28 protein-coding genes are annotated in these 26,730 nt (G+C 37.8%); 22 read left to right on the top strand and 6 right to left on the bottom strand.

Features of this window, described 5'->3' with window-relative positions:
• The first annotated feature begins 5 nt into the window (after window positions 1-5).
• Window positions 6-2,129 carry a 5-histidylcysteine sulfoxide synthase gene (gene ovoA, locus A3Q34_RS07225; RefSeq protein WP_070374755.1) on the top strand — a complete coding sequence of 708 codons (2,124 nt, stop codon included), beginning with the start codon at window positions 6-8 and terminating at the stop codon, window positions 2,127-2,129.
• A complete protein-coding gene (locus tag A3Q34_RS07220) occupies window positions 2,075-3,319 on the top strand; it encodes a pyridoxal phosphate-dependent aminotransferase (RefSeq protein WP_083277930.1) in 1,245 nt (414 codons plus the stop codon). Before ovoA ends, A3Q34_RS07220 begins: the two co-directional genes overlap by 55 nt.
• Window positions 3,320-3,541: 222 nt before the next feature.
• Here the strand turns inward: A3Q34_RS07220 and trhA are convergent, their stop codons facing one another.
• Together trhA and A3Q34_RS07210 are read right to left on the bottom strand one after the other, a co-directional pair.
• Window positions 3,542-4,177 carry a PAQR family membrane homeostasis protein TrhA gene (trhA, locus tag A3Q34_RS07215; RefSeq protein WP_070374753.1) on the bottom strand — a complete coding sequence of 212 codons (636 nt, stop codon included), beginning with the start codon at window positions 4,175-4,177 and terminating at the stop codon, window positions 3,542-3,544.
• 220 nt (window positions 4,178-4,397) lie between these two features.
• Window positions 4,398-4,616 carry an EF-hand domain-containing protein gene (locus tag A3Q34_RS07210; protein ID WP_070374752.1) on the bottom strand — a complete coding sequence of 73 codons (219 nt, stop codon included), beginning with the start codon at window positions 4,614-4,616 and terminating at the stop codon, window positions 4,398-4,400.
• 203 nt (window positions 4,617-4,819) lie between these two features.
• Here A3Q34_RS07210 and A3Q34_RS07205 point away from each other — a divergent pair, with 203 nt between their 5' ends.
• The 4 genes from A3Q34_RS07205 to A3Q34_RS07190 all read left to right on the top strand — a co-directional run bounded on the left by A3Q34_RS07205 (window position 4,820) and on the right by A3Q34_RS07190 (window position 8,914).
• A complete protein-coding gene (locus A3Q34_RS07205) occupies window positions 4,820-5,170 on the top strand; it encodes a RidA family protein (RefSeq protein WP_070374751.1) in 351 nt (116 codons plus the stop codon).
• A 144-nt stretch (window positions 5,171-5,314) separates the two neighbouring features.
• Entirely contained in the window at window positions 5,315-6,451 is a 1,137-nt protein-coding gene (locus A3Q34_RS07200; protein ID WP_070374750.1) for a hypothetical protein, read from the top strand.
• A gap of 7 nt (window positions 6,452-6,458) precedes the next feature.
• Entirely contained in the window at window positions 6,459-6,878 is a 420-nt protein-coding gene (locus tag A3Q34_RS07195) for a hypothetical protein (protein WP_083277929.1), read from the top strand.
• Window positions 6,879-6,973: 95 nt separating this feature from the next.
• Complete coding sequence (locus tag A3Q34_RS07190) at window positions 6,974-8,914, top strand: RecQ family ATP-dependent DNA helicase (RefSeq protein ID WP_070374748.1); 1,941 nt, start codon at window positions 6,974-6,976, stop codon at window positions 8,912-8,914.
• Window positions 8,915-8,993: 79 nt separating this feature from the next.
• Here the strand turns inward: A3Q34_RS07190 and A3Q34_RS07185 are convergent, their stop codons facing one another.
• Together A3Q34_RS07185 and ygfZ are read right to left on the bottom strand one after the other, a co-directional pair.
• A complete protein-coding gene (locus tag A3Q34_RS07185) occupies window positions 8,994-9,485 on the bottom strand; it encodes an FKBP-type peptidyl-prolyl cis-trans isomerase (protein ID WP_070374747.1) in 492 nt (163 codons plus the stop codon).
• 36 nt (window positions 9,486-9,521) lie between these two features.
• Window positions 9,522-10,508, bottom strand: a complete 987-nt coding sequence (gene ygfZ / locus A3Q34_RS07180; RefSeq protein ID WP_070374746.1) for a tRNA-modifying protein YgfZ — start codon at window positions 10,506-10,508, stop codon at window positions 9,522-9,524.
• A gap of 171 nt (window positions 10,509-10,679) precedes the next feature.
• On the opposite strand from ygfZ, the gene A3Q34_RS07175 reads away from it, so the two are divergent.
• Window positions 10,680-10,931 carry an FAD assembly factor SdhE gene (locus A3Q34_RS07175; protein WP_070374745.1) on the top strand — a complete coding sequence of 84 codons (252 nt, stop codon included), beginning with the start codon at window positions 10,680-10,682 and terminating at the stop codon, window positions 10,929-10,931.
• A gap of 43 nt (window positions 10,932-10,974) precedes the next feature.
• Window positions 10,975-11,274 carry a hypothetical protein gene (locus tag A3Q34_RS07170; protein ID WP_070374744.1) on the top strand — a complete coding sequence of 100 codons (300 nt, stop codon included), beginning with the start codon at window positions 10,975-10,977 and terminating at the stop codon, window positions 11,272-11,274.
• A 30-nt stretch (window positions 11,275-11,304) separates the two neighbouring features.
• Here A3Q34_RS07170 and nadB read toward each other — a convergent pair whose 3' ends face one another.
• Complete coding sequence (gene nadB, locus A3Q34_RS07165) at window positions 11,305-12,903, bottom strand: L-aspartate oxidase (protein ID WP_070374743.1); 1,599 nt, start codon at window positions 12,901-12,903, stop codon at window positions 11,305-11,307.
• A 237-nt stretch (window positions 12,904-13,140) separates the two neighbouring features.
• On the opposite strand from nadB, the gene rpoE reads away from it, so the two are divergent.
• The 4 genes from rpoE (at window position 13,141) to A3Q34_RS07145 (ending at window position 15,890) form a co-directional block, all read left to right on the top strand.
• On the top strand, window positions 13,141-13,719 hold the full coding sequence (gene rpoE, locus A3Q34_RS07160) for an RNA polymerase sigma factor RpoE (RefSeq protein WP_070374742.1): 579 nt from the start codon (window positions 13,141-13,143) through the stop codon (window positions 13,717-13,719).
• A gap of 82 nt (window positions 13,720-13,801) precedes the next feature.
• A complete protein-coding gene (locus A3Q34_RS07155) occupies window positions 13,802-14,422 on the top strand; it encodes a sigma-E factor negative regulatory protein (RefSeq protein ID WP_070374741.1) in 621 nt (206 codons plus the stop codon).
• Window positions 14,422-15,384 carry a MucB/RseB C-terminal domain-containing protein gene (locus A3Q34_RS07150; RefSeq protein ID WP_070374740.1) on the top strand — a complete coding sequence of 321 codons (963 nt, stop codon included), beginning with the start codon at window positions 14,422-14,424 and terminating at the stop codon, window positions 15,382-15,384. The genes A3Q34_RS07155 and A3Q34_RS07150 overlap by 1 nt, the downstream gene beginning before the upstream one ends.
• Window positions 15,381-15,890 (top strand): SoxR reducing system RseC family protein, encoded by a 510-nt coding sequence (locus tag A3Q34_RS07145; protein ID WP_070374739.1) that lies wholly within the window; start codon window positions 15,381-15,383, stop codon window positions 15,888-15,890. Before A3Q34_RS07150 ends, A3Q34_RS07145 begins: the two co-directional genes overlap by 4 nt.
• A gap of 82 nt (window positions 15,891-15,972) precedes the next feature.
• On the opposite strand, the gene A3Q34_RS21250 is transcribed toward A3Q34_RS07145, so the two are convergent.
• A complete protein-coding gene (locus A3Q34_RS21250) occupies window positions 15,973-16,053 on the bottom strand; it encodes a helix-turn-helix domain-containing protein (RefSeq protein ID WP_157471099.1) in 81 nt (26 codons plus the stop codon).
• A gap of 94 nt (window positions 16,054-16,147) precedes the next feature.
• Between A3Q34_RS21250 and lepA the strand changes: the two genes are divergently transcribed.
• The 10 genes from lepA (at window position 16,148) to A3Q34_RS07095 (ending at window position 26,689) form a co-directional block, all read left to right on the top strand.
• Window positions 16,148-17,938: a translation elongation factor 4 gene (lepA, locus tag A3Q34_RS07140; RefSeq protein WP_070374738.1), complete on the top strand. Its 1,791-nt coding sequence runs from the start codon at window positions 16,148-16,150 to the stop codon at window positions 17,936-17,938.
• Between the two features lie 10 nt (window positions 17,939-17,948).
• On the top strand, window positions 17,949-18,869 hold the full coding sequence (gene lepB, locus A3Q34_RS07135) for a signal peptidase I (protein WP_070374737.1): 921 nt from the start codon (window positions 17,949-17,951) through the stop codon (window positions 18,867-18,869).
• 2 nt (window positions 18,870-18,871) lie between these two features.
• Window positions 18,872-19,561 carry a ribonuclease III gene (gene rnc, locus A3Q34_RS07130; protein ID WP_070374736.1) on the top strand — a complete coding sequence of 230 codons (690 nt, stop codon included), beginning with the start codon at window positions 18,872-18,874 and terminating at the stop codon, window positions 19,559-19,561.
• Window positions 19,562-19,578: 17 nt separating this feature from the next.
• Window positions 19,579-20,490: a GTPase Era gene (gene era / locus A3Q34_RS07125; protein ID WP_070374735.1), complete on the top strand. Its 912-nt coding sequence runs from the start codon at window positions 19,579-19,581 to the stop codon at window positions 20,488-20,490.
• Window positions 20,491-20,519: 29 nt separating this feature from the next.
• Complete coding sequence (gene recO, locus A3Q34_RS07120; RefSeq protein WP_070374734.1) at window positions 20,520-21,206, top strand: DNA repair protein RecO; 687 nt, start codon at window positions 20,520-20,522, stop codon at window positions 21,204-21,206.
• 17 nt (window positions 21,207-21,223) lie between these two features.
• Complete coding sequence (gene pdxJ / locus A3Q34_RS07115) at window positions 21,224-21,955, top strand: pyridoxine 5'-phosphate synthase (protein WP_070374733.1); 732 nt, start codon at window positions 21,224-21,226, stop codon at window positions 21,953-21,955.
• A gap of 125 nt (window positions 21,956-22,080) precedes the next feature.
• A complete protein-coding gene (gene acpS / locus A3Q34_RS07110) occupies window positions 22,081-22,461 on the top strand; it encodes a holo-ACP synthase (RefSeq protein ID WP_070374732.1) in 381 nt (126 codons plus the stop codon).
• A gap of 120 nt (window positions 22,462-22,581) precedes the next feature.
• Window positions 22,582-22,827 carry a hypothetical protein gene (locus tag A3Q34_RS07105; protein ID WP_070374731.1) on the top strand — a complete coding sequence of 82 codons (246 nt, stop codon included), beginning with the start codon at window positions 22,582-22,584 and terminating at the stop codon, window positions 22,825-22,827.
• Between the two features lie 313 nt (window positions 22,828-23,140).
• Window positions 23,141-25,087: an acetate--CoA ligase gene (gene acs, locus A3Q34_RS07100; RefSeq protein ID WP_070374730.1), complete on the top strand. Its 1,947-nt coding sequence runs from the start codon at window positions 23,141-23,143 to the stop codon at window positions 25,085-25,087.
• 492 nt (window positions 25,088-25,579) lie between these two features.
• A complete protein-coding gene (locus A3Q34_RS07095; protein ID WP_070374729.1) occupies window positions 25,580-26,689 on the top strand; it encodes a 3-deoxy-7-phosphoheptulonate synthase in 1,110 nt (369 codons plus the stop codon).
• The last annotated feature ends 41 nt before the right edge of the window (window positions 26,690-26,730 follow it).

Raw genomic sequence — 26,730 nt, 5'->3', positions numbered from 1 at the left:
AAAATATGACTCTTATTAATAATCAAAATATCACCCCACAGCTTAATGGTTTATCTATAGATGATAAACGCGCCGAGCTAAAAAACTACTTCCATAATACTTGGACGACTTACGAGTCGTTGTTTGCTTTAATCAACAAAGATGAAGCCTATTATTTACGGCCTGAGAGTTTACGCCATCCACTTATTTTTTATTTTGGCCATACGGCTACTTTTTTTATTAATAAATTACTTTTGGGTAAGTACATTAATAAGCGTGTTAATACCAAGTTAGAAGCTGTTTGTGCTGTTGGTGTTGATGAAATGAGCTGGGACGATCTCAACAGTGAGCATTACGACTGGCCTAATGTTGATGAAGTAAGAGAATACCGCCAACAAGTGTTCACTGTGGTTAATAACTTAATTGATACCATGGAAATTAGTTTACCTATCAAACAAGACTCGTTAGCTTGGGTGATATTGATGGGCTGTGAGCATGAACGCATTCATCTTGAGACTTCATCAGTTATTATGCGCATGTTACCACTAGATTGTTTAACACAGCCATCTGATGAAGCGGGGCAATGGACAAGTTGTGCTCATTTTTCAACGGCTCCAGAGAACGAATTATTACCTGTTACAGAACAATCTATTGTATTAGGTAAAAAGTTGACCGATGAAACTTATGGCTGGGACAACGAATATGGTGAGTTATCTGTTGAGGTTAGTGCCTTTTCAGCGTCTAAATATTTAGTCTCTAATCAAGAGTTTTTAGCTTTTATCGATGCAGGTGGTTACAAAAAGCCACATTATTGGAGCGAAGAAGGGCAAAAGTGGCTAAGTTTCACCAAAGCTGAAATGCCGCGTTTTTGGCGAAAAAATAACGATGAATACGTGCAGCGCAACTTGCTTAATGAAATGCCTTTACCTTTGAATTGGCCTGCAGAAGTGAACTACCTAGAAGCGAAAGCTTTCTGCCATTGGAAAAGTGAACAAACTCAAAAAAACATTGCTATGCCTACTGAAGCGCAGTGGCATTGTCTAATGAATAATGCCAGCGATAATGAAGAGCAAGTATTAGTTAATATAAACTTGGCGCGTTACGCTTCTTCATGCCCGATTGATGAATTTTCAACGGGAGATTTTTATGATGTTATTGGCAATGTATGGCAATGGAATGAGTCAGCAATAGATGGTTATGAGGGGTTTAAAGTTCATCCACTTTATGATGATTTCTCTACGCCAACCTTTGATGGTAAACATAACTTAATTAAAGGCGGTTCATGGATTTCTACCGGCAATGAAACCATTCCGTCGTCTCGTTATGCTTTTCGTCGTCACTTTACTCAGCATGCAGGTTTTCGTTATGTTGAAAACATCGATGGAAAAATACCATTAACGCCGGTTAATCGATATGAAACTGATCGTGAAGTTTGTCAGCAACTCGACAGTCATTATGGTGAGCAACATTTAAGTGTTGAAAACTATTCACAACAAGTTAGCCAATTATTGCTTAGTAAAGTAAAAGCTCAGGGCATTAATACCGACAAGTTAATGAACTTAGGCTGTAGTGTTGGACGAACGACTTTTGAGTTGTCAGAGCATTTTCAGCATATTGATGCGGTAGATTTTTCTGCGCGTTATATTCAATTTGGTGTGCAACTTCAACAACAGAAAACACTCCGTTACACCAATGTTATTTCTGGTGACATACAGAGTTTTCATGAGGTGTCTCTTAAGGCTTTATCGCTAAACAACAACGCTGATCATATTGTTTTTAGTCAGGGTGATGCGAGCAATTTAAAACCTATTTTTAACGGTTATGATGCGATTTTAGTTGAGCATGCGCTAGAAAAAAGTTATCAACCCAAACAGTTGTTAGCCACACTGTCTAAGCGACTTAATAAACAAGGTTTACTTTTTGTATTAACCGACCATCAATACTCAGCGAAACACACTGAAAAAGAAAACTGGCTGGGTGGGCTTAAAGTCAATGGTGAAAATGTTATTGGCTTTGATGGTTTACAGGAAAAATTAGCAGAAGAGTTTACTTTTTTAGACGCACAGCCATTAACGCGTGTGATTAAGAAAAATCAATGCACTTTCACCGTGACAACCACCGAAATGTCGGTTTGGCAGCGGAAAATATAGCAAGGATGAAAAATATTTTACCGGCACATATCGCCTTTGGTCAACAGCTTGCAGAAAATCAAAAGGTCACTATTAAACACAATTTGAGTAATTCTTGCGGACAGTCGTTGTCCGCAGCACAATTGTGCCTTTTAGGTGAAACAAGTCTTGATAATCTTCTGGGTGAACAAGCGTTATCCTATGCGTCGATAAGTGGCAGCCATTATTTGCGATCACTTATTGCCGGTTTTCATCAAGACTATAATCATCATCAAGTTGAGTTAACTGCTGACAATGTTCTAACTTTTTGTGGCGCTCAAGAGGCGTTGTTAGCTATTTACCAAACAGTACTTAGCGAAAATGAACGAACGCAAGATAATACAGTTGAGCAACAAGCAGCGATTGAAATTGTTGTTATTACACCTTGCTATCCCTCTTTGGTGACGATGGCAGAGCAGATGGGGATTAAAGTAAGGTGCCTTACGGTTGATTTTCAACAAAACTGGCAAATTAACCAAGCGGCACTTTTAGCGCTAGTAAACGAAAATACCCGACTAATCGTCTTGAATTCTCCCCATAATCCCAGTGGTAGCATAATAGACACTCAATTTTCGGAACAAATATTAGCCATTGCAAAACAGTTCAATTGTTACCTTTTAGCCGATGACGTCTCTCAAGCAAGTAACTATAATGATCTTAAATTAGCTCATCGCTATTTAGATTATGATCGCACGATTGTTGTCTCGGTATTATCGAAAAGTTTTGGTTTGGCGGGGCTACGTATTGGTTGGGCAGTGTCTAAGGATAAATCACTGCTAAAACGATTATTAGCGGTAAAAGCTCAAGGCTCAATTTGTACTTCAATCGTTGATGAAAAGCTGGCAGAGCTTGCTTTAGAAAACCATGTTAAAATCATCAGTAAAAATAATCTTATTATCAAAGATAATATCGCGTTATTTCAGCAATTTATCGACAAAAATCAGTTGCATTTTAGTTGGTGTCCTCCTCAGGCAGGCTTACTTACATTGGTAAAGTGCCATAGTGATTTACCCATGCTTGAATGGGCTGAGCAACTCGCTGAACAAGCGGGAATATTCGCTTACCCATCATGCCTATTTGGGCTTACTGGGCCATATTTTCGTTTAGGGCTGGGTGCAAAAAACTTTTCAATGATACTGGAATCATTACAAGGGTTTGTTGATAGTCGCTAATTGCTTACTTTTCATTGAAAGCTGAATTAATTTATTTTTGCTATGACAGCTATTAATTAGTAGCAGCATTCTCCATTACTAAGAAAGTTGACGATAACTCGATAATTAAGCCTAAAAGCCTGCAAAGGCCATAGCCTTTTAACGGCTGTTTTAGGTATAAATTAATTTACTATCGTCACCAGCTACTATATCCCTGGTTATTTCTTTCAGTCCTATCAGCGCTTATAAGTAGAAGTAGATCATAAAGAAGTGACATGCTGCGCCACCTAAAACAAATAAATGCCAAATAGCATGGTTGAAATGTATACGCTTTTGCACATAAAAAATAACCCCTAAACAATAAATAATACCGCCAAGAGCAAGTAGTGTTAAAGCTTGATCTGATAATTTGTCATTTAGCTGTTCAATAATGGTTATAGATATCAGTCCCATACCTAAGTAGGTGATCAGCGAGGTTTTTTTATAGCGGTGCCCAAATTTCATTTTAAAAAACACCCCTAATATAGCCATACTCCAAATAACTGTCAGCATAATAGTACCGAGTTGGTCGTTTAAGGCAACCATCATTAAAGGGGTGTAAGTTCCTGCGATTAACAAGTAAATAGCACAATGGTCGAGTAATTTAAAAAGCTTTTTTTTGCTAGGATTTTGAAAAGCATGGTAAAAAGTTGAAGCGGTGAATAATAAAACCAAACTAGCACCGTACACGGCATAACTCACTATTTTTACTAATGAGTTATCAGCTAAAGCTGCAGTGAGTAGCATGTAACAAGCCATAACAGACAATATTGCACCAAGAGCATGAGTCAAGGTGTTGGCTATTTCTTCATTTTTGCTGTAACTAGCTTGGCTTGTCATTTGTTATCCTGTTATTTTTCATTGTTTCTTTAAATTCAATTTCAGTGTACACGTGTAAGCTGAGATTGAATGGTAACAGAAAAAACAATTGAAACAAGAGGTCAGACCAATGAATTTAAGGTATAAAAAAAGAGCTTAGTTAAGCTCTTGATTAGATGAAAAATAGTAAAGTTACTTTCTCAACGAATAATTGGAGAAGGGTAAATTTTAATGAAAAACACTACAAAGCTAACTCAATGACCATAGCTTTGAGTTCTTCTTTGGAAATTGAATTATTATGATTAACATCAAATTTATTAAAAATACTCTCACACATACGGATGCCTTTATCTTGCAAAAGACAGTCAATTAATTCAACAAATTCACTTCGACTAATCGCACCGTCTTTATCTTCATCAAAAAATTCAAATAGTTCATCAACCCACTGATTAATGTCCATCAGTTATCCTTATTAGTAGTATTACATCTACTAAATACTTTATCTTTTATTGTGCTATTTGTGAATGATTAATTGCAACATTACGTTAATAAGCGTGATTTATTATTTACTAGCGTAAAGTTTCTCCACAGCACTAGTCCCAAAGCTACATTTTTTAGTAAGTAGAGTATATACTTTAACATATTTAATCATGACTAAATAAAATGACTATTATTAGGCAAGAAACAAAAACACGAATGAGCCGCATCGTTAAGCACAATGGTGTTATCTATTTATGTGGGCAAGTTTGTAAAGATGCGAGCCAAGGCATTGAAGATCAAACACGCTCAATGTTAGATAAAGTTGATGAATTACTTGAACAAGCAGGTAGCGACAATAAGCATATTCTATCGGCAACTATTTATATAAAAGATATGAATGATTTTTCAAAAATGAATGAAATTTGGGATAATTGGATCCCTCAGGGGTTTGCTCCTGCAAGAGCTTGTGTCAAAGCTTCAATGGCAAGAAATGAATTACTTATTGAAATATCGGTCATAGCGGCCGAAATCTAGTTATTTTTTAAACTTGTTCTGTAACATTTTTAATATATTAATCTACACTTCATTAGGTTAGCTTCCCTGTAAACGAATCGATTTTAATAAAAAAAATTTAATAAAACATAAGCACGTAAAAATATAAACTCTAAGGTGGATAATATGAAAAGTAAAATAGCGGTACTAGCGCTTGCTAGTAGCTTTATTTCCTATACGGCTCAAGCAGATATCAATTTAAGTGGCTTTGCTTCAATAACAGGTGGTATCACTACATCGAGTGATGAAACACTGTATGGCTTTAATGATACTTTTGACTTTAAAAATGGCTCATTACTGGCCATTCAAGCATCAAGTAATATAGGTGAAGGCCTTGATATTACTGCACAAATTGTTTCACGTGGTGAGAATGACTGGGATACTGAATTTGAGTGGGCCTACGTTAGCTATAACGTAAACGATAAATTTAGAGTTTTGGCTGGGCGTCAAAGAGCACCTTTCTTTATGTACTCAGACTTTTTAGATGTTTCGTATGCCTACCCGTGGATAACACCACCAAAAGGTGTTTACGATTTAATTTTTAATACTTTTGACGGTCTTAGCGGCATATACAGCAGTACTCTTGGAGAATTTGATACGACTTACCACTTTATTGCGGGTAATAACTCAGATGAAATTGAAGTCTTTGGTGAAAAATCATCACCTAACATGGATAATATCTTAGGTGGCGCAGCTACCTTTAACAGAGATTGGCTAACCTTGAGAGCTGCTTATTTTAATGCTGATGTATCAATACCTTCAACAGGATTAGATGGACTTGCTAATAATTGGAATGCCTTTGGTTACCCTAAATTTGCAGACAATACTCGTATTTTTGAAGACAAAGCAACGTTCACTGAACTCGGCTTTCAAATTGACTATGAAGGCATCTTAGTTGTTGGCGAATATACTACGCTTAAAATAGATAATACGTTATTAGGTGAAGAAGAGTCTTATTATGTGATGCTAGGTAAACGTTTTGACCGTTACCTAGTACACATTACTTACGGTGTTGATGAAGACACTGCGGCGAACGATTTTACTAGCGTTATACCGTCTGGAACTCCTCTTGATGCTTTAAAAGTACCAACACAAGATGTTATAACTAGTCAAAAAAATGACTCAAGCTATGTTACTGTTGGTTTACGTTGGGATTTTCATAGCTCTGCATCATTAAAGTTTGAATATACCGGCTTTAATGATGATCTTAATGGTGCTAATGATGCTGGTTTATTCCGCACTTCACTTGTTACTGTTTTTTAGGAGATTGATGATGAAATACATAAAAGTCACTGCGATCTTACTTTCAATAGGCTTTAGTTTAACGGCTTCTGCCGATATTGCTGTTATTGTTAATCCGGCTAATTCTAGTGCGCTTACCGACAGAGACATATCTCGGATTTTTTTAGGTAAAAATAAGACGTTTACTAACGGTGCTTCTGTCATGGCAGCCAATTTAAAAGATGAAAGTCCCGCTCGAGAAGAGTTTGAAAGCAAAGTGTTGCAAAAGACTAGCTACCAAGTTAAATCTTATTGGGCTAAGCTAATTTTCTCTGGTAAGGCTAAACCTTTAGCCGAATTTGACAACGATGCAGATGTTTTAAGTTTTGTTGCTGATAACCCTGATGCTATTGGCTATATCGATGCTGCTAATGTCAGTGATAAAGTTAAAGTGATTAAAACCTTTTAAGTAACTCTGTTATTATAAAACGAGTATCAACAGTGATTTTAAAGTGACTGTTGATATTCGTTTTTTTTAACTCATTTATTTAATAGGTATTTCTTGTGTCATCTCTTGTTAACTCACTCAAGCAAATCTTTGGTTTTGATGCCTTTCGTGATGGACAGCAGCAAACGATTGAGCAGCTCCTCAATAGCCAATCTTCTCTCGCTATATTTCCAACTGGCTCAGGTAAATCATTATGCTATCAGTTAGCGGCTATAGAACTACCTCACTTAACGATTGTTGTTTCACCCTTGCTGGCGCTAATGAAAGATCAATTAGCCTTTTTAGCGACGAAAAATATAGCAGCGGCAAGCATCGATTCAACATTAACGCCACAGCAAAATCAACAAGTCATGGCGGATACGCGTTCAGGTAAAATAAAAATTCTTATGGTGTCGGTTGAGCGTTTTAAAAATGAGCGTTTTCGCCAATTTATTGAGTCTGTGAATGTATCTATGTTAGTTGTTGATGAGGCACATTGTATTTCTGAATGGGGGCATAACTTTCGCCCCGATTATTTAAAACTCCCTAACTATCGCCAAGAACTCAACATCCCGCTGGTACTTTTGTTGACGGCAACAGCGACCAAAAAAGTCAAACAAGATATGGCTACTAAATTCGCTATCTTGCCAGAGCACATCGTACAAACAGGCTTTTATCGTCAAAATTTAGATTTGTCGGTGTTAGCGGTTTCAACAAAAGATAAAAATCAACAATTGCTAACAAGTATCGCTGATCAAACCGGTTGTGGCATTGTATATGTGACTTTACAGCAAAGTGCTGAGTATGTGGCAAACTTTTTGACACAACAAGGTTTGAATGCGCAACCTTATCACGCTGGATTTATAAGTGAAAAACGACAGAAAATTCAAGAAGATTTTATGTCGGGAAAAGTACAAATCATCGTGGCTACTATTGCTTTTGGCATGGGGATAGATAAAGCAGATATCCGCTTTGTTATTCATTATGATTTACCCAAGTCAATTGAAAATTACAGCCAGGAAATTGGCCGAGCAGGGCGTGATGGCTTAGCGTCAAATTGCATTACCTTGGCAAATTTAGATGGGTTAAATACCGTTGAAAATTTTGTTTTTGGTGATACACCCGAACTGAGTGGTATTGAATGTGTTATAAAAAACATTCAACAAGAATGCCAAAATGATCGCTGGGAATTACAAGGTTTATCGCTGTCAAATGCTAGTAATATCCGCCAATTACCCATGAGAACCCTACTTGTTCAGTTAGAGCTGCAAGGCGTTATTAAACCGCTATTTTCATATTTTGCCGATTTTAAATATAAATTTACCACCAATAAAGACGAGGTGTTAAATTTATTTGAAGGTGAACGCAAAGATTTCCTTGCGACTATTTTTAAATACAGCGGCTTTAAAAAAGTATGGGGAGAGCCAGACTTTGAAGCACTATTTCAGCATTATGGCTGTGAGCGTGGCCGAGTGATTGTGGCTTTGGAATACCTACAAGAGAAGCAACTGATCACCTTGGAAACAAAAAAAATCACTGAAGTATTTAGTGTTAACAAGGCCTTATTGTCAGCTAATATACTTGCTAAGTCACTACATGATTATTTTGTCGAAAAAGAAGAAAAAGAAATAAAACGTATAGCGACACTGGTGCGCTTCTTTGAATTATCCTCTTGCCTAAGTCGAAATTTATCCTTGTACTTTAATGATAAAAACACCCCTGAAAATTGTGGACATTGTTCAGTATGCCGTGGAAACGTTGCTAAGCTAAGTTACTCACAAGAAAGTATTTTGCCAGATGACACTGCGATAGTTGACATGCTAACGGCACTTATTGAACATATGTCGACCAAGCACAAAGGTGTTTTATCTTTAGAAACTATGTGTCGATTTTTAACTGGATTAACCGTGCCGCTTTTTAGCCGTAATAAAATAAAACAGTTATCTGGTTTTGGCTGTTGTGAAAATATTCGCTATCAAGAAGTGCGTGAAAAAGTGATCAGTGTGATGAATATTTAGCGGCAAATAATTAATAAAAAAGCGAAATATAAGTACTTATATTTCGCTTTTTATTTTTCGAACTCAGTATATATGAGGATTAGTCGTGGTTGTGACCACAACCCCCTTCACCATGGACATGTCCATGTTTCAATTCATCTTCTGTGGCATCACGGACTTCTAAAATTTCTACATCAAACTTTAAATCAATGCCTGCCAAAGGGTGATTTCCGTCAACAGTTATTTCATCATCGGTGACATCAATAACAATAACTGTTTGCTCGCCATCATCAGTCGTTGCACGTAATTGTGAACCAACCGCAAGATCTTCAACACTTTCAAACATACTTTTGGGTACGGTTTGTACAAACTCATCGTGGCGATCGCCATAAGCATTTTCAGCGCTAACTGCGACTTCGAATTTATCATCAACAACATGATCTGTTAAAGCATCTTCTAAGCCCGGAATGAGATAACCTGTACCGTGGATGATAGATAAAGGGCTGTGGTCATAAGAGCTGTCGATGAGTGTGTCTTCGCTGTCGGATACGGCATAGTGTAAAACGACAACTTTGTTTTCTGAAATTTTCATGATATGTCCTAAATTTTAAATAAATGTAACTCGCGACTATTCCGCTAAGTTATAAGGCAATTCTACTAAGCTTAATGCTGAGTTTTCGTGGTTTTTAATCCGTAAGTTTGTGGTGCTATCGATATCGCTGGCTAAAACAGCCTGCAGATAATAAATGCCATCATCACTAATATAGCTCGCTAAGATGTCACCAGCTTTACGCCAGTTTGCACCTAACTGTTGCTCAATAATATCACCTGCTTGCAAGGTTATTAACTCATTATTTGCTGATTTACTCTTTAACGAAAATAAAGCGCGTTTGTTTTTTCCTAAATACTGCATGCGAGCAACAGTCTCTTGTCCTAAGTAACAGCCTTTAGTAAAGCTTATGCCGTGAATTGCTTGTAAATTCAACATTTGTGGCACATAAGAAGCAACTGTTTCTGGTGCTAGTAAAGGAAAACCTTCATTAATTTCGATTAAATTCCACAGCGCTTGAGAATAAGTGACTAAGGCAAAGTCATTAATGATTTTTTCAGCAGCCTTCGCCTCATCAATTATAAGATAACGTTTTAATTTTCCCGCGAGGTAGACAATAGTGGTACTACCGACTTGTAAAACCGGTGTTAAACTATTAGGTAATTCAACAAACTGTTGATGGAGTATTTCTGTTGCCTTTTTTCCTGCAACCGCATAAAAAGCTAAATCTGTGACTTGTTCAATGGTTACTTTGGCAAATACGCCAAATTTCTTCAGTTCGGCTAATGATTGGCTAATACTGGTTTTAGGTTGTAAAAGTAAATGAATATTTTGACGATTTATCAATCTAAACACTGAAAAAACTTTACCTTTAGCGTCGCAATGACCACCCAATAATAAGTTATTATCTGTCAGTGTATTAACATCGCAAGTCACTTGTCCTTGTAGGTATTTACTTTGTTCTGCTCCATGTACAGCAATTGCACCATATTCAGCTAAACTAATGATACAAGTATCAGGAAGGTTATCGTAACTAGGTAAGGTATTTTCAACAGAGATTGTCATAATTAAATTGGCATTTTTGTTTTATTGATAGCTTAAATAATGAGGACTTTCTTGTGAAATTCAAGGTGTATATGATATTCGTTAGTTTATTTTTCTAGATCTGATAAACAATATTGTAATGGCAAATGACTTTGTTAGAATAAGCCTAAATTTTATTTTACTGGGTGTTACATGTCTTTAACTGATAATAAACCGCGTTTAAGATGGGCTTGCCGTCGTGGAATGCTCGAATTAGATATACTTTTTATGCCTTTCGTTGAAGAGGCTTATGATTTGCTCTCAGAAAAAGAGAAGCTAGTTTTTGAACGTTTACTGGAAGAGCAAGATCCGGAATTATTTGCTTGGTTTATGGGGCATCAAGTTTGTGAAGACAAAGAACTCAACGCCATGGTGCAACTTATCCTTAAACGAGTTAAAGTTTAATATAATTGTTGAGCATACGCATAATAAATTTAATTTTATGCGAATGTTCTATACTGAACCTAACAGTTTTACTCTTGATATAATGGGTGAATGCCAGTTTTCGGCTAAAGGTAAAAGGCAGTTAAGCGCGTCTAGTCGTATTGGTTTTTGGGGGTGTTGGTTGGTCTTTGAAGATAATTTACCAGCACAAGTTACCTGGCTGAAAAATCATTTTTTAAAAAACTGTCTCGCGCAACTGAATTTACCCAGCTACTTTATTTTCAAAACGAGTTTGTATGCTAAACATTATTCAAGGCTATGCCGTGTTATTGTTAAGTTAAATAACCCAACTTCGGGTGATTAAACCTTTGATAACTCAGCATAACACTTAATATTAAGGACGTAGAATAGTTGGGGTTGCTACCTGACTTAATTCAGGATAATCAAGCGTGTAGTGCAAACCACGGCTTTCTTTACGTTCCATCGCACATCTAATAATTAATTCAGCTACTTGTACTAAGTTTCTTAATTCTAGTAAATTATTACTGACTCGAAAATTTTGATAGTAATCTTCTATTTCTCTTTGCAATAATTCAACACGGTGCAGCGCTCTTTCTAAACGTTTTGTTGTTCTGACAATACCGACATAGTCCCACATAAATAATCGCAGTTCATGCCAGTTATGTTGTATAACAACTTCTTCATCAGAATTTGTCACGCGACTTTCATCCCAAGCGGGTAACGCAACAATACTCTGTTGACGGTCAATTTTTTGTTCTATGTCGAATGCCGCCGCGCGAGCAAATACCAGACATTCTAATAACGAATTACTTGCCATACGATTAGCGCCATGTAAGCCGGTATAAGCGACTTCGCCAATAGCATACAAGCTCTCTATATCTGTTTTACCTTGCTTGTTAATCATGACACCACCACAAGTGTAATGGGCAGCGGGCACAACGGGCATAGGTTGTTTGGTAATATCGATGCCTAAAGATTGAGTTTTTTCATAGATATTAGGGAAGTGTTGCTTAATAAAATCAGCAGGTTTGTGGCTAATATCTAAATACATACAATCAGCGCCGAGGCGCTTCATTTCAAAATCAATAGCGCGGGCAACAATATCTCGAGGTGCAAGTTCGGCGCGTTCATCGAAGCTTGGCATAAATCGACTGCCATCAGGGCGACGTAAAATAGCGCCTTCGCCGCGTAATGCTTCCGTTAACAAAAAATTTCCTGCATCAGGATGGAATAAACATGTCGGGTGAAATTGGTTAAATTCCATATTAGCGACACGGCATCCTGCTCGCCACGCCATCGCTATACCATCACCGCTGGCAACATCAGGGTTTGAAGTATATTGGTAGACCTTACTTGCACCCCCCGTCGCTAAAATGGTTTTACGGGCAAATATACGTTCAACGCATTCGCTATTTCGGTTCCAAATGTAGGCACCAATACAGCGCTTTTGCTGGTTATTGGTATCGTTTGGTTGTTCACAGACTAAATCAACCGCATTGTAGCGTTCAAAGATTCGAATACGGGGATGATTTTTAACTTGATCGACTAACGTGGTCTGAATGGCTTGACCTGTGGCGTCAGCAGAATGAAGAATTCTGCGATGGCTATGACCCCCTTCACGGGTTAGATGGTAACGTAACTCACCTTTTTCATCTTCTTCTTGATCAAAGTCAACACCTTGGCCAATTAGCCATTCCAAACATGCTCGCGCATTTTCAGCGGTAAATTGCACTATTTCTTGGTCACACAAGCCTGCACCAGCAATTAAAGTGTCATTTACATGAGCAGCAACACTATCATTCTCATCAAAAACAGCAGCGACGCCTCCTTGGGCGTAAAAGGTTGAACCTTCATTAACCAAGGATTTGCTGAGTACAACGATATCGGCATTATTTGCTAAATGTAAAGCAAGCGTTAAACCCGCGGCACCGCTACCAATAATTAATACGTCACAGTTGTGTTGTTTGTTCATAAAGTTATGATTTTAATGTATTCTACATATAGCAGGAATCTTAACGGTTATTCACCTGTGGTAACAGATAAAATGGGCTGTATTTAGAAATAAAGACGAAATTTGGATAGTTTTATGACTTATTTAAATTTTTTTCGAACTTTTTCAAATTAGTGCAGTCCTACTTGATGTGTTTACCATGAGCCAAATGTTGAACCGGATTTTAGAAGTAAGTAATAATTAGGAGTATTGGCTCAGATGAGCGAAATAAACGTTGACCAAAAATTGGTTGAACGAGTACAACGCGGAGATAAAAATGCTTTTAACCTTCTGGTGACAAAGTATCAGCATAAAGTAGCAAATTTAGTGTCGCGTTATGTAAAAAATCACAGTGATGTACCCGATATAGTTCAAGAAGCATTTATTAAGGCCTACAGAGCTTTACCTAATTTTAGAGGAGATAGTGCTTTTTATACTTGGCTTTATCGCATAGCCGTTAATTGCGCAAAGAACCATATGGTGGCGAGTAATCGAAAACCTCCGGGCTCTGATATAGAAGTAGAAGATGCTGAAATTTATGATTCAGGTGAAGCTTTGCGAGAAAATGCTTCTCCTGAAAAGTTATTATTAACCAATGAAATCAAAAAAGTTATTTTTGAGACCATTGAGCAACTACCCAATGATTTACGAACGGCAATTAACCTTCGAGAATTAGAAGGGTTAAGTTACGAAGAAATAGCACATATTATGGATTGTCCTGTTGGGACTGTGCGTTCGAGAATATTTAGAGCTCGAGACGCTGTAGATAAAAAAATTAGGCCATTATTACAAAGCTAGCTATTCAGAGTAGATTTTTGGTATAGAAGATAAAATTAATTTAATTCACACGAATGTAAGTGTTAATTTTTAAGGTGTATATATGAGTGAAGGTAAGTTTGAAACAGTGTCATCTTGTGTTGATAATTTTCAACATAATGATAAAACGTTTGATGATATTATCAACGATGAACATTTGTCGACTACTTGGGATCGTTATCATTTAATTGGAGATGTTTTACGTAATGACATTCCTGATGTCTTACAACTTGATTTATCTGCTGAAATAGCAAAAGCTATTGCCGCTGAACCGACCGTTTTGGCACCGAAAACGACTAATGTTTTCATGCTTAAGTTAAAAAATAAAGTGGTCGAGTTTGCTAAACCCTTTGGTCAATTAGCGATTGCTGCTTCAGCCGCAGGTTTAATGGTTTTAGGTGTACAAAGTAATGTTGCACAAAATAATGAAACTATTTTACCTAGCCAAATAGTAAAAACTATTCCTATGGCAGGTTTCGCTGAACCGGTCAGCTTGAACTTTCAAGAACCAGACAGAGCTTCACAAAAGCAAGCTTTTATTGATCAACAACGTCGTTTTCATGCTTTGCTGTCTGATCACCAACAGCAAATTAAATTAGGTTCACTGACGATTGATAGCACAAATACAGACAATGAAAGTGAAACAACTAGTATTGACAACAAAAAGGCAAATAAAAGTAATTAATGAAATTCTTAAGTTATGTTTTACTGCTGTTAAGCATCAGCTTTTCAGCGGTTGGTGAAGAAAGTGAGTCGGCAAAAGTTTGGCTCGAACGTTTATCTAGCGCATTAAATAAACTTAATTTTAGCACGTCTTTTGTTGTTGTAAAAAACAATCAAGCTCAGCCATATCACTGGTTCCATGGTGTTGATGAAAGTGGTAAAGAACTTGAGATACTTTCTTTACTCAATGGACCGCGTCGCGATATTTTACGCAAAGGCAACGTAGTTAGCTATATCGAACCTGAACTGCCTCCTTATTCAGTTACTTCTCAACAAATTAGTGGTCCTATTCCTGCTATTTTATCGGGCGATATTTCTCGCTTAGAAAATATTTATGACTTTATTTCTGTTGGCCGAAGTCGTGTTTTAGGCCGACCTGCACAATTGATCAGAATAGAGGCAAAAAATACCCACCGTTATGCCTATTGGCTTTGGTTAGACCAACAATCAAGTATGCTATTAAAGTTGTCTATTGTGACGAAACAAGGTCAACAATTAGAGCAGATTCAGTTTACGCATCTTGAGATCACAGAAAAACCTTCAGAAAGTGTTTTACAGTTAAATGAGACTGAACTTCCTGTGCTAGTTGATATCCCTGAAGAATACCAACAGCAAGAACTGCAATGGGATGTTAACTGGTTGCCAGAGGGCTTTACGCAAATTAACGCTAATCGACATAAAATATCACTAACAAAACAACCCGTTGAATTTATGCTGTTGAGTGATGGTTTAGTCGATATTTCAATTTATGTTAATGGTAGTCAAGAAAAACAACGCAATGCTGACTTTGTTATGGATGGAGCTACTTTGGTGTTAAACCAAGTGAGCGATGGTATTGAAGTGAGTATTGTTGGAAAAATACCGTTTAAAACAGCGAAGGCTATTGCCGACGCAATCACAATAAAACCACCTCAAAAACCATGATTGAAGAAAACGCTACGGTTGTTGCCATAGAATTAGCGGCGGATGAAAATGCCGGTCTAACCGCTATGCATAAAGTGACCGTGGAGAGTCAAATTAAATCAAGCTGCAGTGGCTGTAAACAGGTTGATAACTGTGGCAGTGGTCAAGTGGCTAAAGCTTTCCCACAAGCTAAACTTAGCTTAGAATTAGAAACTGAATTAGCGGTAAAAATTGGTGACACTGTGGTCTTGGGTTTATCAGACAAGCATTTATTATTAACCGCTTGGCAAGTGTATCTATGGCCATTGATGGGGCTAGTCATCGCGTCAGTATTTGGCCAATGGCTGGTTGAAAATAGCATATTTAGCCACGAGTTATTTGCGATAGCGTTAGGCGTTTTGGGTGGATACATAGGTTTTTCGCTCGCGAGGCACCAACAAAAACGTGGTAAATATTGTAATTTGTTAATCCCAAAAATTCTCCGTATACATAACTCGATGATCAATATTGTCGAAATTACTGATTAAAATTTTTGCGACTGATTCTGTGTCCAGTACAAGTCTTTAAAGTAGACGCTTCTGCGTATTAATATTAGCCGTTAAATAACGATTATCTGCGACTAATGCCTAGTAATTTAGCTATTTTCGACTTGCTTAAACCTCTATCTCGAAGTTGAATGGCTATATACACAAGTTAACACAACATAAAGATAGCCCCAGCGCGCTAAATTCGCTAAAATCTCATCACTATTGAATTAACCACAGCATTATTTGAACTTCCATTTATGAAAAATATACGTAACTTTTCAATTATCGCCCATATCGATCATGGTAAATCTACACTTTCTGATCGCTTGATCCAACATTGTGGTGGCTTACAAGAACGTGAAATGGAAGCACAAGTCCTAGACTCTATGGACATTGAGCGTGAGCGCGGCATCACGATTAAAGCGCAAAGTGTTACGCTTGATTACTTAGCCAAAAATGGTGAAACGTATCAGCTTAACTTTATCGATACGCCGGGTCATGTTGATTTTTCTTATGAAGTTTCGCGTTCACTTGCTTCTTGTGAAGGTGCCTTACTTGTTGTCGATGCCGGACAAGGCGTTGAAGCACAAACCGTTGCCAACTGTTATACCGCCCTTGAAATGGATCTAGAAGTTATTCCAATTTTAAATAAGATTGATTTACCTCAAGCGGATCCGGATCGCGTTAGCGAAGAAATTGAAGATATCATTGGTATTGATGCGACAGGTGCAGTGCAGTGTTCTGCAAAAACTGGCTTAGGTATCGAAGATGTTTTAGAAACTATCGTTGCCAATATCCCTGCGCCAACCGGCGATCCTACGGGTAACTTACAAGCCTTGATCATTGATTCTTGGTTTGATAATTACCAAGGCGTTGTTTCATTAGTGCGTGTGATGAATGGCGAAGTGAAAAAAGGCGATAAAATGGTGGTCATGTCGACAGGACAAGTTCACCAAATTGATAAAGTCGGAATATTCACACCAAAACAAAAAGAAACGGGTATTTTAAGAACCGGTGAAGTTGGTTTTATTATTGCTGGTATTAAAGAAATACATGGCGCGCCAGTGGGCGATACTATTACCATTCATAAAAAAGAAGCCGCAAAAGCACTTGCCGGTTTCAAAAAGGTTCAACCGCAAGTTTATGCTGGGATTTTCCCAATAAGTTCTGATGACTACGAAAATTTCCGTGATGCGTTGAACAAGTTAAGCTTAAACGATGCTTCTTTGTTTTTTGAACCAGAAAACTCATCTGCGCTTGGCTTTGGCTTTCGTATTGGTTTCCTTGGTATGTTGCATATGGAGATTGTTCAAGAGCGTTTAGCGCGTGAATATGACCTTGACCTTATTACAACAGCCCCTACGGTTAACTATGAAATTGCTTGTACCAACGGTGACGTAATATCTATTGATAACCCCGGAGATTTACCGGCTATCAACAGTATTGACGAAATTCGTGAACCTATTGTTGAAGCAAATATCTTAGTACCCCAAGAACACTTAGGTAATGTTATTACTTTATGTATCGAAAAACGCGGTGTGCAAAAAGATATTATTTATCACGGAAAACAAGTAGCGGTAAGATATGAGCTGCCTATGGCTGAAGTGGTCATGGACTTTTTTGATAAGTTAAAGTCAACGAGTCGAGGTTATGCTTCACTTGATTATAATTTTATCCGCTTCGAAGCTGCCGACATGGTGCGCGTTGATGTGATGATAAATGGCGATCGCGTTGATGCTTTAGCAATGATCACCCACAGAGGTAACTCGGTCGCACGTGGCCGTATGCTCGTCGATAAATTAAAAGAACTTATTCATCGTCAAATGTTTGATATTGCTATTCAAGCGGCGATTGGTAATAACGTTATTGCTCGTACTACCGTTAAGCAATTACGAAAAAATGTTACGGCAAAATGTTATGGTGGTGATATTTCTCGTAAGAAAAAACTACTTCAAAAACAAAAAGATGGTAAAAAACGTATGAAGCAAGTTGGTAACGTTGAAGTACCGCAAGAAGCGTTTTTAGCTGTACTTAAATTAGAAAGTTAGTAGGGAAGTTATGGCTGTTTATTTTTCAATATTTCTCGTTATTATTACTAGTATCACTGGCATTGTTTGGTTAGCTGATAAGTTTTATTTAGCGCCGCAACGTAAATTAAAATTAGCTGACGCTCAAGCCCAATGTCAAGAAGTTTTGCCAGCTGAGGTTATCGCTCAATTATTAGAGCCTTCAGCAATTGTTGATACGTCGGTACAAATATTTCCGGTTATCGCTTTTGTTTTGATTTTACGTTCTTTTTTATGGGAACCGTTTCAAATACCTTCGGGCTCTATGATGCCGACATTACTTGATGGCGATTTTATTTTAGTCAATAAATTCGTATATGGATTACGCGATCCTGTTGCACGTAATAAATTTATTGAGGTCGGGCTACCAGAACGTGGCGATGTGGTGGTCTTTAAATATCCACAAGACCCAAAGATTGATTATATTAAGCGTGTTATTGGTTTGCCTGGCGATAGAATTATTTATCGTAACAAATCCATATATATCAAGCCTGCTTGTCAAGAAAGTGACGTTAAATGCCCAGACTTTGAGCAAGTAATAAATACCTTTAAAAAAGAAGATGAGTCACCTGACGGTTCATATGGCTTAAGCCGTTACACGGCTGATATGCCAAACAAGACACATGATATTTTAATGGATAATCAAATACTGCCACGCACGCAGCACTTTTATCAACAGAAAAATACCCAACGCGATGAGTTCTTTGTACCTGAAGGTCATTATTATGTGATGGGGGATAACCGCGATAATAGCCTTGATGGACGCTTTTGGGGCTTTGTACCCGAAGAAAATCTTGTTGGCGAAGCCGTAGCAATTTGGATGAGTTTTGATTTTGATCGTGACGAAGAGAGCTTTTTACCTAAGTGGATACCGACTAATGTCAGGTTTTCACGTTTAGGTGGAATAAACTAATCGTGAAAAGCTCAGCAGTCGCACTAACTAGACTCAGTAAAAAGTTAGGATACACCTTTAATGATAATGACTTATTGCTTCAAGCATTAACACACCGAAGTGCTAAAGGAACTCATAACGAACGTTTAGAGTTTCTTGGCGACTCCATTCTTGGTTTTGTCATTGCTGAAGTACTTTATCAGCAATTTCCTTCTCATGACGAAGGTGATTTAACACGAATGCGCTCTAGCCTTGTGCGAGGTGTTACCTTAGCTGAAATTGGCCGAGGCTTTAATTTAGGCGAATACTTAATTTTAGGCCCAGGTGAATTAAAAAGCGGTGGCCATCGTCGAGATTCCATTTTAGAAGATGCCGTTGAAGCAATTATCGGCGCTGTCTATTTAGATTCAGATAACGACACCACTAAAGCGTTAGTGCTTAGCTGGTTTGCTGAACGATTAGATATTATTAGACCCGGTAACGAACAAAAAGATCCTAAAACACGTTTACAAGAATATTTACAAGCACGTAAAATTGCTTTACCACTTTATGAAGTCATTCACACCAGTGGTCAGTCTCATAATCAACAGTTTACTGTGCGATGTACAACCAATGTGATAAACACCGAAGTGATCACTAAAGGCACTAGCCGTCGTAAAGCCGAACAAGCCGCAGCGCAACAAGTACTCGCGCTCATTTTTGATAAAAAATAACTCAGCGAAATATTATCATGACAAGTGAAAATAAACATTGTGGCTTAATTGCTATTGTCGGTCGTCCTAATGTTGGTAAATCAACATTGCTTAACAGCTTGTTAGGCCAAAAAATTAGTATCACCTCACGCAAGCCACAAACGACACGCCATCGTATTTTAGGAATTTTAACAGAAGAAAATAAACAAGCGGTATTAGTTGATACTCCTGGTTTGCATTCTGATGAGAAACGCGCGATTAATCGCTTAATGAATCGTGCTGCAAGTAGTTCAATAGCAGAAGTCGAATTAGTGGTTTTCTTGGTTGAAGGTACACATTGGACAACTGATGACGAACTTGTGCTTAGTAAGATAAAAAAATCTGGCGCTCGTTGTATCTTAGTGATTAATAAAATCGATAATGTTCAAGATAAAGAATCATTATTACCTCACTTGCAGAAATTAGGCGAGAAGCACAACTTTAGTGATATCGTACCTATCTCTGCAGCGAAAGGCGATAACGTTGATACCATTCGTCAACTTTGTCTTAGTTCACTGCCTGAAGGTGATTTCTGGTTCCCAGATGATTATGTTACTGACCGTTCAAGTCGTTTTATGGCTTCTGAAATTATTCGTGAAAAACTTATTCGTTTCACTGGTGATGAATTGCCCTATTCAACGACCGTCGAAGTTGAACAATTTAAAATGGACGAAAAGGGTATCATCCATATTAATGCGCTGATTTTAGTGGAACGAAAAAGTCAAAAGCGTATGGTTATAGGTAATGGTGGGGAGCGACTTAAAACAATTGGTCAAGAAGCTCGTCGTGATATGGAAGCGCTTTTTGAACAGAAAGTGTTTCTTGAAACTTGGGTGAAAGTGAAATCTGGCTGGGCTGATGATGAACGTGCACTGCGTAGTTTAGGCTATGGGGATGAATATTCAGGTTAGACTTCGAACCGTCTACTGGACTAAAAATAATGGAAGAATTTGAGCAAAGTGCTTTTTTATTGCATTCACGACCTTATCGTGAAAATCAAATATTGCTTGAATTCTTAACCGCTCAACAAGGAAAAGTGTCTGCTATTTCTTATTTAGGTAAGTCCTTAAAATCTAATAAAAAAGCTTTACTACAACCTTTCTCTCCGCTAAAAATTGTTTTGAAAGGTCAAGGCAGCCTCAAGTATTTACAACGTGTCGAACCCGAAAGAAAATCCTACCAGCTCAGTGGTAATTACCTCTACAGTGGCTTTTACCTTAACGAGTTACAAGTGCGTCTACTGGGTGAACATATCCCTTATGACGAACTTTTTTGTCAATATCAACAAAGTATTGAACAATTATCGGAACAACGTTCAATTGAATTTATATTGAGGAATTTTGAAAATAGATTACTAGAAGAATTAGGGTTAACTATTGATTATTCAACGATATTTTCAGAAAATAATCATCGTTATCATTATTTCCCTGAACAAGGTTTTGTCCCGATAATAAGCAAGCAGGTACAGACTGGTTACAATGCTGTGCATTTAAAGGCGATAGCCGAAGAAGATTTATCATCTAAAGACGTCATGCAAACGTATAAAGTGCTGATGCGGCAAATTATTAATCATTTACTAGATGGTAAACCACTTAATAGCCGGAAATTATTTACAAAAAATTCATAAATTTAAGAGATAAAAAAATGAGCGAACTATTATTAGGCGTTAATGTTGACCATATTGCTACCTTAAGACAAGCAAGAGGCACAAATTATCCTGATCCTGTCTATGCTGCATCAGTAGCAGAGCACGCTGGAGCCGATGGCATTACCGTGCATTTACGTGAAGACCGCCGTCATATTCAAGACCGTGATATTTATGTACTAAAGCAAACATTGCATACCCGAATGAATTTTGAAATGGCGGTCACTGATGAAATGCTGGCTATAGCATGTGAGGTTAAACCAGAATTTTGTTGCCTAGTCCCTGAAAAACGTGAAGAGTTGACGACTGAAGGTGGCTTAGACATTGTTGGTAATTTTGATAAAATTAGCCGTGCAGTGGCACAACTCACTGCTGCAGGTATAGAAACAAGTTTATTTATTGATGCTGATAAAAGTCAAATTGATGCTGCTATTGCAAGTAAAGCTCCTTATATTGAAATTCATACTGGCCATTATGCTGATGCAAAAAATGAACAAGATCAAAAAATTGAATTGATCCGTTTAATTGAAGGTATTAAATATGCGCATGCTAATGGTTTGAAAGTTAATGCTGGGCACGGGTTAAATTACTTTAATGTTAAACCTATTGCGGCAATTGAAGAGATAATCGAACTTAACATTGGTCATGCTATTATTGCTCGAGCGGTGATTGACGGATTAGACAAAGCTATTCGCGATATGAAACAGCTAATGAGAGAAGCGCGTAGTTAACTTTTTAGAGCACAGCACCTAGAACCTACTCGGCAGAGCTAATAAAGTTCTGCCTTATTTAACCAAGTGAAGCTAAACTAAATGTTAATACAGCATTTATCTAGCGCTTAAAAAAGTGATTCATTATGTCTGTAGTTGGCATCGGCACTGATATTATTGAAATAAGCCGTATAGAAAAAATGGCGATTAAGGTGCGAGACCGATTAGCGCTTCGTGTGTTAACGCCAATAGAATATGAAAAATACCAATCGTTAAAAACCCCTGCATTATATTTAGCAAAGCGCTGGGCAGGAAAAGAAGCAGCATCCAAAGCGCTTGGTACCGGCATAGCCAATGGGGTTTCATTTCAAAATTTTGAAATAAAATCATTAGCTTCTGGTCAGCCACAACTACTACTAAGTGGTCGTGCAGCAGAGTTAGCAACTGAATTAGGGGCTGAAAACTGGCACATTTCGCTCTCTGATGAAGCATTATATGCTACCGCGTTCGTGGTACTTTCTCGCTAGTTAAAGCAATAAAAAAATCTACGTTGGTAAAATCTGTTCTATACTAACAATAGGCACCGCTGTTTATCTGGGCTATATTGATACAATGACGTTAGTATTTATTTAACGGGTGGATAAGTTATGCAACTACAAAAGCAACCTTTCAATGAGAGAAGACACGAATCTCCTGAGCATTCAGTTTGGTGGGAGAAGCTAACACTTGCTCAAAAGTTTTCAGCGGGTAGTCTAGGTAAGTTTGGCTATCAATTGCTTTTTATACGTAATAACAATGGACGTAGCATTGCTGTATTATCAAATAATAGTGGTACTGTTATCATTACCGAAGATGGTGAAATTGACGGTTCCCCCGATATCACTATTCGTTAACGTATCTATTAAAGGCTCCTTGGTCCGCTAATAGCAATTTATTTTGCTTTTTTTTAACCTAACAATGACAGCGTTGTCATTGTTAGGTTTCAATGTTAATCTTATTAGTAGGCAATTATCTTTTTTCATTTTAATGTAAATTTAATCAGGCGTATTCGACTTTAGTTGAGTAGTCGCACTAATTAACTTCCTATATGATGTTGTCACTGTTTTAAAAATAACCTCAAAATCTATTAGTGCTTAGATGAATATCAATAGCATTTAAGCAATAATCAACTTGATATAATATCAAGTCAGCAATGAAGGACTCAACATGAAAGAATTGAAAAGCTGTTATCCAGTTTTAGAACAAGCTAAAGCACACACTCATATTGATAGTGCAACATACGATGCGATGTACAAGCAATCGATTGAACAACCTGATGTATTTTGGGGTGAGCAAGCTGAAAAATTTCTTGATTGGTATAAGCCCTGGGACAGTGTTAGTGATGTTGACTTGAAAACGGCTGATATTAAATGGTTTTCTGGTGGTAAATTAAATGTAAGTTATAACTGTATTGATCGTCACTTAGCTACTAAAGCCAATGATACGGCTATCATTTGGGAAGGCGATGATCCCAGTGACGACAAAAAAATCACTTATCAAGAATTACATGATCATGTTTGTCGTTTAGCGAACTTATTAAAAGCACGTGGTGTTAAAAAAGGTGATAGGGTTTGTATCTATATGCCGATGATCCCTGAAGTGGGTTATGCCATGTTAGCCTGTGCTCGAATTGGCGCGGTACATTCTGTTGTCTTTGGTGGTTTCTCAACTGAGGCTATCCGCTCACGAGTTGCTGATGCTGATTGCCAAGTTGTTATCACTTCAGATGAAAGCTTACGTGGCGGTCGTGTTATTCCACTAAAAGTGAACGTTGATGAAGCTGTTGCCGAATGCCCCAATGTACATACAGTTATTGTCGTTGCACGCACCGGTGGTGATGTCGCATGGAATGACAAAATAGACATCAGTTACGAAGAAGAAGTTGCCAAGCAATCAGCTGTTTGTGAACCAGAGGTCATGGATGCAGAAGATCCATTGTTTATTCTCTATACATCAGGTTCAACAGGCACACCAAAAGGTGTTTTACATACCTGTGGTGGTTATTCGCTCTATGCCGCGATGACTCATAAATATGTTTTTGACTATAAAGATGGCGAAATTTATTGGTGTACTGCAGATGCAGGTTGGATCACCGGTCACTCTTATATTTTCTATGGCCCGTTAGCTAACGGTGCAACTACACTAGTATTTGAAGGGGTACCTACTTACCCTGATGCTGGACGTTTCTGGCAAATATGTGAAAAGCATAAAGTTAATATTTTTTATACTGCACCTACTGCGATAAGAGCCTTGATGAGTATTGGCGACGATTTAGTCCATCAATCAGATCTTTCATCGTTGCGTTTACTGGGTACGGTTGGCGAGCCTATTAATCCTGAAGCTTGGCATTGGTATTATGAAGTGGTTGGTAAGTCTAACTGTCCTATTGTTGATACTTGGTGGCAAACAGAAACAGGGGGGATTCTAATTACTTCATTACCTGGTGCTGTTGATATGAAACCAGGTGCAGCAGGTAAACCGTTTTTTGGTGTTCAGCCAGCATTGTTTGATAAAGAAGGTAATACACTTGCAGGTGCTGACCAAGGTTTATTAATCATAACAGGCAGTTGGCCTGGGCAGTTACGGACAGTTTATGGCGATCATGAGCGTTTTTATCAAACCTATTTAAGCCAATATCCTGGTAATTATTTTACTGGAGATGGTGCACGTCGTGATGAGGACGGGTTTTATTGGATCACCGGACGTGTTGATGATGTCCTTAATGTTTCGGGCCATCGTTTAGGTACTGCTGAGATCGAAAGTGCTTTAGTGCTTCATCCTGCTGTAGCCGAAGCTGCTGTTGTTGGTTATCCGCATGAAATTAAAGGCCAAGGAGTTTATGCTTATGTGACTTTAATGGCTAGTGCGAGTGAATCACCAGAGTTACTGAAAGAACTAACTGAGTTTGTTGCTAAGGAGTTAGGCCGTTTTGCAAAACCTGATTATATTCAGTATGCACCTGGCTTGCCAAAAACACGTTCTGGTAAAATAATGCGTCGCATCTTACGTAAAATTGCTGAAAACGATATTGATACCTTAGGGGATACATCGACCTTGGCAGATCCTAGCGTTGTAGAAAACTTAATAAGTAATCGAATTGTTCATGATAGTTAGTCACTAACGAGCACTTAATTAAAAGCGCCTTAGGGCGCTTTTAATGTTTTTATTGGCGGGGAAATGGCTCGAATACCTGCACTAATGGCGTAAATAGAGCATGCTGCGATAGGCTATGCTCGACTTATGCTTAGACACTTCCCTCTGCATGCTAAATAGCTGTAGTCGTGACTACCTTCTTTGCCATATCGGTACTGCTGCTGCGTTACTATACATCCTATGTCCATGTAGTCACGGAACCACGTTATACCTTTTACCCTGAACATAACCTAGAATAAAAACACTAAAACTACTGTACCTTCAAAAAAAACCCCTGTAAGATATTGTGTACAAATAGAGTAAATAATTCTTTACGATATAGAGATTAGCGGAACTATTATGAAAAGCCAACAACATCGATATTATTACTAACCCTTCTTTTGCTAAGTCACACTTAGTTCTTTTGTTCTATATTTACTTTAATAAACAATCTTGCGATAAATGGAAAATACAATGTCTAACTCATTACCGAACGCTCAACCTAGTAAAGGTCCGCACGTAAAAACCCTTAACGATATTCATGTCAATTCAGAAGATGTATTAATAACGCCTGATCAATTAAGAGATGAACTCCCCTTGTCAGAAAGTGGACGTAATTTTGTTAAAGCTGCCCGCAAGGTGATCGCTGACATTATTCATAAAAAAGACCATCGCTTACTCGTTATTTCAGGCCCTTGTTCTGTGCATGATCTCGATGCCGCTAAAGAATATGCCCAAAAGTTAAAAGCTTTACATGATAAGCATCAAGACAGCCTTTATATTGTTATGCGTGTTTACTTTGAAAAGCCTCGCACGACCGTTGGATGGAAAGGTTTAATAAACGATCCTCATATGGATGGTACCTTTGATGTTGAAACGGGTTTGCGTAAAGCTCGAGAATTATTGATTTACTTAACAGATTTAGGTTTGCCATTAGCCACCGAAGCGCTTGATCCCATTAGCCCACAATACTTGGCTGAACTTTTTAGCTGGTCGGCGATTGGCGCCAGAACAACTGAATCGCAAACACATAGAGAAATGGCGTCAGGTCTTTCTATGCCTATTGGTTTTAAAAATGGCACCAATGGTAGCCTAGATGTAGCTATTAATGCTTTGCAGTCAGCAGCGTCTTCACATCGCTTTATGGGAATAAACCGTCAAGGACAAGTATCATTGATTAAAACTTCTGGAAACCCTGATGGTCATGTTATTTTACGTGGTGGTAAAAAACCTAACTATGATGCTGCTAATGTTGCGTTATGTGAGAAAGAATTGAATGTACAAGGTTTAGAGCCTGGTATTGTGATCGATTGTTCGCACGGTAATTCAAATAAAGATTACCGTCGCCAGCCATTGGTGGCAGAAAATGTATTTGACCAAATTATTGAAGGTAATAAATCAATTATTGGTATAATGTTAGAAAGTCATATAAATGCAGGCAACCAAAGTTCTAATGGCCCGAAAGAGTCATTAAAGTATGGTGTTTCAGTTACTGATGCATGTATTGATTTTAATGATACGGCACTTTTATTAGCAAATGCGACCGATAAACTTAATGATGTTTTAAAGAAGCGTTTATCTTAAATCGATATAAAGGCGAGTACGCGAAACGTAAATGAGTAAAT

Source organism: Colwellia sp. PAMC 20917 (assembly GCF_001767295.1).
In the GTDB taxonomy this organism is placed as follows: Bacteria; Pseudomonadota; Gammaproteobacteria; order Enterobacterales; family Alteromonadaceae; genus Colwellia_A.
Note: the sequence above shows the minus strand (reverse complement) of the source record. Positions and strands in the feature narration are given on the sequence as shown.

What these genes read in the sequence shown, in the direction of transcription:
- A3Q34_RS07150 (WP_070374740.1), top strand. Translation starts at nt 14,422, where the DNA reads ATGAAATTCTTAAGTTATGTTTTACTGCTGTTAAGCATCAGCTTTTCA.
- A3Q34_RS07210 (WP_070374752.1), bottom strand. Translation starts at nt 4,616, where the DNA reads ATGGACATTAATCAGTGGGTTGATGAACTATTTGAATTTTTTGATGAA.
- A3Q34_RS07220 (WP_083277930.1), top strand. Translation starts at nt 2,075, where the DNA reads ATGCACTTTCACCGTGACAACCACCGAAATGTCGGTTTGGCAGCGGAA.
- A3Q34_RS07185 (WP_070374747.1), bottom strand. Translation starts at nt 9,485, where the DNA reads ATGAAAATTTCAGAAAACAAAGTTGTCGTTTTACACTATGCCGTATCC.
- A3Q34_RS07200 (WP_070374750.1), top strand. Translation starts at nt 5,315, where the DNA reads ATGAAAAGTAAAATAGCGGTACTAGCGCTTGCTAGTAGCTTTATTTCC.
- era (WP_070374735.1), top strand. Translation starts at nt 19,579, where the DNA reads ATGACAAGTGAAAATAAACATTGTGGCTTAATTGCTATTGTCGGTCGT.
- A3Q34_RS07205 (WP_070374751.1), top strand. Translation starts at nt 4,820, where the DNA reads ATGACTATTATTAGGCAAGAAACAAAAACACGAATGAGCCGCATCGTT.
- A3Q34_RS07105 (WP_070374731.1), top strand. Translation starts at nt 22,582, where the DNA reads ATGCAACTACAAAAGCAACCTTTCAATGAGAGAAGACACGAATCTCCT.
- A3Q34_RS07095 (WP_070374729.1), top strand. Translation starts at nt 25,580, where the DNA reads ATGTCTAACTCATTACCGAACGCTCAACCTAGTAAAGGTCCGCACGTA.
- rpoE (WP_070374742.1), top strand. Translation starts at nt 13,141, where the DNA reads ATGAGCGAAATAAACGTTGACCAAAAATTGGTTGAACGAGTACAACGC.
- ovoA (WP_070374755.1), top strand. Translation starts at nt 6, where the DNA reads ATGACTCTTATTAATAATCAAAATATCACCCCACAGCTTAATGGTTTA.
- lepB (WP_070374737.1), top strand. Translation starts at nt 17,949, where the DNA reads ATGGCTGTTTATTTTTCAATATTTCTCGTTATTATTACTAGTATCACT.
- recO (WP_070374734.1), top strand. Translation starts at nt 20,520, where the DNA reads ATGGAAGAATTTGAGCAAAGTGCTTTTTTATTGCATTCACGACCTTAT.
- trhA (WP_070374753.1), bottom strand. Translation starts at nt 4,177, where the DNA reads ATGACAAGCCAAGCTAGTTACAGCAAAAATGAAGAAATAGCCAACACC.
- A3Q34_RS07175 (WP_070374745.1), top strand. Translation starts at nt 10,680, where the DNA reads ATGTCTTTAACTGATAATAAACCGCGTTTAAGATGGGCTTGCCGTCGT.
- acs (WP_070374730.1), top strand. Translation starts at nt 23,141, where the DNA reads ATGAAAGAATTGAAAAGCTGTTATCCAGTTTTAGAACAAGCTAAAGCA.
- A3Q34_RS07170 (WP_070374744.1), top strand. Translation starts at nt 10,975, where the DNA reads ATGTTCTATACTGAACCTAACAGTTTTACTCTTGATATAATGGGTGAA.
- A3Q34_RS07155 (WP_070374741.1), top strand. Translation starts at nt 13,802, where the DNA reads ATGAGTGAAGGTAAGTTTGAAACAGTGTCATCTTGTGTTGATAATTTT.
- pdxJ (WP_070374733.1), top strand. Translation starts at nt 21,224, where the DNA reads ATGAGCGAACTATTATTAGGCGTTAATGTTGACCATATTGCTACCTTA.
- acpS (WP_070374732.1), top strand. Translation starts at nt 22,081, where the DNA reads ATGTCTGTAGTTGGCATCGGCACTGATATTATTGAAATAAGCCGTATA.
- A3Q34_RS07195 (WP_083277929.1), top strand. Translation starts at nt 6,459, where the DNA reads ATGATGAAATACATAAAAGTCACTGCGATCTTACTTTCAATAGGCTTT.
- lepA (WP_070374738.1), top strand. Translation starts at nt 16,148, where the DNA reads ATGAAAAATATACGTAACTTTTCAATTATCGCCCATATCGATCATGGT.
- ygfZ (WP_070374746.1), bottom strand. Translation starts at nt 10,508, where the DNA reads ATGACAATCTCTGTTGAAAATACCTTACCTAGTTACGATAACCTTCCT.
- nadB (WP_070374743.1), bottom strand. Translation starts at nt 12,903, where the DNA reads ATGAACAAACAACACAACTGTGACGTATTAATTATTGGTAGCGGTGCC.
- A3Q34_RS07145 (WP_070374739.1), top strand. Translation starts at nt 15,381, where the DNA reads ATGATTGAAGAAAACGCTACGGTTGTTGCCATAGAATTAGCGGCGGAT.